The 4644-nt window shown below is 47.4% G+C and carries 4 protein-coding genes; 1 reads left to right on the top strand and 3 read right to left on the bottom strand.

Annotation, left to right across the window (positions count from 1 at the left end; genetic code table 11):
* From WAM07_RS18575 to WAM07_RS18565, 3 genes are all read right to left on the bottom strand, one after another.
* The coding region (locus WAM07_RS18575) for a peptidoglycan-binding protein (protein ID WP_422168875.1) at nt 1–566 on the bottom strand (566 nt) is incomplete at its 3' end.
* A 259-nt stretch (nt 567–825) separates the two neighbouring features.
* Nucleotides 826–2274 (bottom strand): esterase/lipase family protein, encoded by a 1449-nt coding sequence (locus tag WAM07_RS18570; protein ID WP_422168874.1) that lies wholly within the window; start codon nt 2272–2274, stop codon nt 826–828.
* 159 nt (nt 2275–2433) lie between these two features.
* Nucleotides 2434–2787 carry a hypothetical protein gene (locus WAM07_RS18565; RefSeq protein WP_422168873.1) on the bottom strand — a complete coding sequence of 118 codons (354 nt, stop codon included), beginning with the start codon at nt 2785–2787 and terminating at the stop codon, nt 2434–2436.
* 182 nt (nt 2788–2969) lie between these two features.
* On the opposite strand from WAM07_RS18565, the gene WAM07_RS18560 reads away from it, so the two are divergent.
* Nucleotides 2970–4169 carry a DUF819 domain-containing protein gene (locus tag WAM07_RS18560; RefSeq protein ID WP_422168872.1) on the top strand — a complete coding sequence of 400 codons (1200 nt, stop codon included), beginning with the start codon at nt 2970–2972 and terminating at the stop codon, nt 4167–4169.
* The last annotated feature ends 475 nt before the right edge of the window (nt 4170–4644 follow it).

Raw genomic sequence — 4644 nt, 5'->3', positions numbered from 1 at the left:
ATTCCGGCTTGCTCATAAGCATATTGAATGAAGCCGCTGCTGTCGAAACCGTCTGGTGTGGTACCGCCCCAGACGTAAGGGACGCCGATTAGATCTTCGGCAACCTCAGCCACTTCGCTGGATTCCGAATCCACCTGACCGGAAGCGGATACTTCTTGTTCAGGTGCTTCTTCTGTTTCCTGCACCTCGTCATCTTTATCTGACGCTTCGATCGATGATAGTGCGGCCATTGTATTCGGCCCGGCTAATCCATCCACTTTCAGACCTTGATCGGCTTGAAACTCTTCCACGGCGTCTTCGGTAATCGGGCCGAAAAGGCCGTCCAGGCTATATGTATAATAACCAAGCGATTGAAGTTCAGTTTGCAGAGCCTCTACGCTTTCACCTTGATCTCCTCTATGAAGGAAGCTAATTTCTGAGGATTCACCAGCGTTACTTTCCTCTATTTGGTCTGGATTCGCCTGCGCAAACACACCTTGAGTGGCCATAGGCGAGAGGACGATGGTTGCAGCCACGGTGGACGAAACCACATATTTTCGTACGGACAATCTGGATTTTTCGTTCATTCAAACTCCTCCTTGTTGTAAATTCCTGCGGACGTTGGGCAATAGAAGTTTGAAAGAGGGCTATCTTGTGTAGCTGATTTATGTACTTCCTGTCGTTTTGAATCGATGTATGTTGAATAGTGCGTATCTTTCAAACTAATCCTTAGTCTAACAGAGAATTTTTCCAAGGAGGTTTCAGGGACATTAAGCTAAGATGATATTCATTTTACAAATATCTACAAAAGATTACAGAAGCGGAGGAGCCACCGCTCCGTTCACTTTAGTAGAGATTTCCGTGGCCATCTGCATAAATGGATTGGATAATGGTACGCCGGAAAGGCTGCTGGGCATAGCTTCCGTGAATATTCATCGTCATATTATACAACCCTTCGCCAAGGTCGGGTACGTGGAAGGCGGCTTCGCTTGCCTGACTGGCTTTCTTATCGCTTAGCTGCAGTTTGCCATTTTGGTAATAATCGATCGTTACATCGGTTTGGAACTTTAAGTTCTGTGCTTGCACTTTTACCTTCCTGTCCTCACTGGAAAGTGCCGTACTGAGTAAAGAATTAAGAGGACTGGCAAAGCTGACATTTAATAAGTAATGCTCCTCCTGAGCTGAACTTGCTTCCAGTGTCCACGTTCCGGATGCAGGATTGTGAATGGTGAGGGTATGATGATACGCTCCTTCGAAAAAAGCACCATCATCTTGATCCGTTGTGAAATACGGATGGGTATTCCGTTCAGGATCGGTAAGGATTAAGTTAGAATCCGCCTGGTTACTCAACCAGTTGACGGTCATTTCATGAACCCCTTTTTCCACATGGATGGTTTCGTTCGTCGTCCCGGTGAATGCTCCGCCGCTCACGTAGTTGCCAGCTTCGGGATCCTGAGCCACATGGGCTGTGCCAGCGGCCTGGCGATGCGCGAAGGACTCTACTTCTTCCTGTAAAAACGGCTTAAAAACGTCGAATGTCGAGGAACCCTCTTTAATCGTTGTGTGGTTCCATTCCCCAACCTGGATTTCGGTCGCATACTTAATGCGCGAGCTTTTTACCGTAACGGCCCCGTCGTTGCTGCCGTACGCGCGTAAGTATAAGCCTCCCCAGTATAACGAGCTGCTGAACCTGCCCCATTTCGTGCCGGCCAGGGTATAAATCGGCGTCTGATACACATTCGGCTGGCTGTCGGTTTCGGAGCGGAAGCGGTTCATGGAGCCTGTTTGCAGGGAGTAGGTGGCATCATTCTTGCTTCCGAGAATATTGGCAAGCCAGCTGCCCCAGCGGCTGTAAGCTAAATCTGCTAATTGCGAACCGTAATAAGGAGTGGCCAGGGTAATCATTCGTTCGATGTATGGGTCGGCACCATAGTGAACCAGAGCGACCTGCATATCAAGGCCGCCTTTACTGTGAGCGACCACCACGATTTTCTCTCCAAAATGCTGGTAGATGTCTTTTATTTTTTGCGCGAGCAAAGCGCCGTTTTCCCACATGTTTCGGTCCGGATAGACATCAATAAAGGCGGTTTCATAGCCATTCTCGTAAGCGGTCGCGTACATATCGTTGTCTTCATACCACGTGTCCGAGGATCGATTAAATCCATGAATGAATAGAATAGGGCGTCTGGAATCGGAGCCGGAGCCGGGTGTGTTACCGAGATACCACTCGCCGGGATTGCCGGAAGCTTTGTTTTGAAAAGCCCCTGTATATCGAAGGGGGAACCTCTTTTTCATAGTTATCTCCTCTTTCATGAAGTTTTTAGAATTCATGAAGTATATCTTTGAAGGTTTCTATCTTCTAGTATCGGGTGTGGGAAGGGGGAAGTGCAAGGAATTCCGGCTGACATGTTTCCACATAAAAAGCGCCTGTCCACCCGGGACAAACGCTGCGCTTTAATAATGGATAAGCTGAATGGTATAGGTTCCCCGCTCAGTCACAAGGGAGAAATGGTTCTCGCCAAACTGGTACTGAGTAGAGTCCTCTAAAGGAATCTCGTAATACGTAGATGGAAGCGGCTGAACATTATAGGCATCCGTCTCTGTTCTGCCTGTACCGTGCAGGTGCAAGGCATGCATCGGCTCATAATCGTCCATTCTTCTGGTATCTTTCGAATAATCAATATGATCTAAGTTCATGTAAACGGTGTCCTGATCACGAAGTTCATGCTTCGTAATTCGGATGGTGTTCCCGCTCCATTGCTGCAGAAGTTCGTTAAATTCTTCAATTGATAAGCTGCGTTCGTCCATGATGATCCCTCCTGCTTTTAGAATCTCCCAGCGTACGAGAATCATTCGCTTCCTTGTTACCTTAAATTGTTAAAGCATATTTATTTTCTCATCTGAAAATATGTGCTACACTCCGAAAATGCGAAATTTTATCACTATAATTTTTTGACAATTCAAAGGATTTTGCAGTTAGGAGATGCAGCATGACTATTGGACAAGCTTTTATACAAGAACCAATGGCGATTTTTGCTTATTTAATCGCGATTGTCGGCATTGTTTTTATGTTATCTACCGTAAACATTAAGCCGATTAAAAAATTCTTCGGCTATCTTCCGCCGTTGATCTGGATGTACTTTCTACCGATGCTTTCAACTACTTTCGGAATTATTCCGCAGAGCTCTGATTTGTACAGTTTCATGGGTACGTATATGCTCCCGGCTGGTTTGCTTCTGTTAATGATCAGTACAAACGTTCCAGCGACCTTCAAACTTGGAGGCAAGGCTGTACTCGTGTTCCTTGCTGGTACCGTTGGTGTCGTTGTGGGCGGACCGGCTGCCTTCGCCCTGTTTCAGGGAATTCTTCCTGAGGAAGCCTGGCGTGGAGTCGGGGCACTCGCAGGAAGCTGGATTGGCGGGTCTGCCAATATGGGGGCGATGATTGAAGCCTTCGATACACCTGATGATATTCTGAGTCCGATCATTTTGACTGATACGCTGGTCGGCATCGGATGGATGGGTATCATGATTTCATTTGCTAATTTCCAGGACCGCTTCAACCGCTGGAATGATGCAGACAACGCTCAGATTAAAAAAGTGAACGAGGAAATTGCGACGGATGTTCAGCGAAACGCGAAGCCGCTTCAGCTGCCACAGCTGTTTGGTATAATAGCGGTCGGTTTTGCCGGATCGTATTTGGTTCGGTTGTTCGCAGATTTATCCTTTATTCCAAAGACTGATGTGATGAACACGTCCACGTGGACATTCCTGATCATTACAGCCGTAGGAATTCTTCTATCCTTTACGAAGGTACGGAATCTGGAGTATTACGGAGCGAGTAAAATCGGCTATCTGGGCATCTACTTGTTCTTAACGGCGATCGGTTCCCAGGCGAATCTGCTGGATATCGTACAGGCTCCGCAATTTATTTTGATGGGAATGGTCTGGTTGTCCATCCACATTATCTTTATCTTCACTGCCGCACGACTGTTGAAAGCGCCGCTTTTCTTCGTAGCAGTCGGATCGCAGGGTAATATAGGCGGTACAAGCTCGGCACCTATCGTCGCGTCTGTATTCCAGCCGGCCCTTGCGCCTGTAGGGTTACTGATGGGGATTCTCGGTAATATTGTCGGAACCTATGCTGCCCTGCTCTGTGGTCAGCTCGCACGGATGATTGCCGGCGGTTAATTCTCGGGAGCTCATTTGAAAAAGGAAAAGGTGATTAAACATCGCCTGAAAGAGACCTTATGCATGGATGTATTTCCTCGCCGCATGAGGTCTTTTTTTAAAAAGCTCAGTTAAACTTCCGTGTTGATTTTAAGGTAAAGCTCCCGTTTGTGTAAGACTCAGTTTCGAGACATTGGAGGAGCGGAAGGTCCTTCGGGGGACGATTTCGCTTTCCGCGGGCATGGGCTGAGCCTCCTCAGGCTTCGCCTTCCGGGGTCTCACCGATCATGTTCATCCCGCAGGAGTCTACATCGTCCCCCTCCGGACCTGGCTAAATCTGAGACTCGAAACGGCTTTATCCTTAACTCGCTTGAGGAGAAAAAACCACATGGGCTTATAGAATTTTTTTAGTCTAAAATATGCGGTATAACCTGTTATATAAGCATTTCAGTCAGTTTAAGGAGGGAAGCATCCTCTCTTTTCGATGGGCCCGTTC

Origin of the sequence: Halobacillus sp., assembly GCF_049282395.1 — a bacterium.
In the GTDB taxonomy this organism is placed as follows: domain Bacteria; phylum Bacillota; class Bacilli; order Bacillales; family Halobacillaceae; genus Halobacillus.
This window is presented reverse-complemented; position numbering and strand designations above follow the sequence as displayed.

Bases quoted from the DNA above. Each gene is read 5' to 3' on its own strand.
- WAM07_RS18570 (WP_422168874.1), bottom strand. From the start codon at position 2,274: ATGAAAAAGAGGTTCCCCCTTCGATATACAGGGGCTTTTCAAAACAAA.
- WAM07_RS18565 (WP_422168873.1), bottom strand. From the start codon at position 2,787: ATGGACGAACGCAGCTTATCAATTGAAGAATTTAACGAACTTCTGCAG.
- WAM07_RS18560 (WP_422168872.1), top strand. From the start codon at position 2,970: ATGACTATTGGACAAGCTTTTATACAAGAACCAATGGCGATTTTTGCT.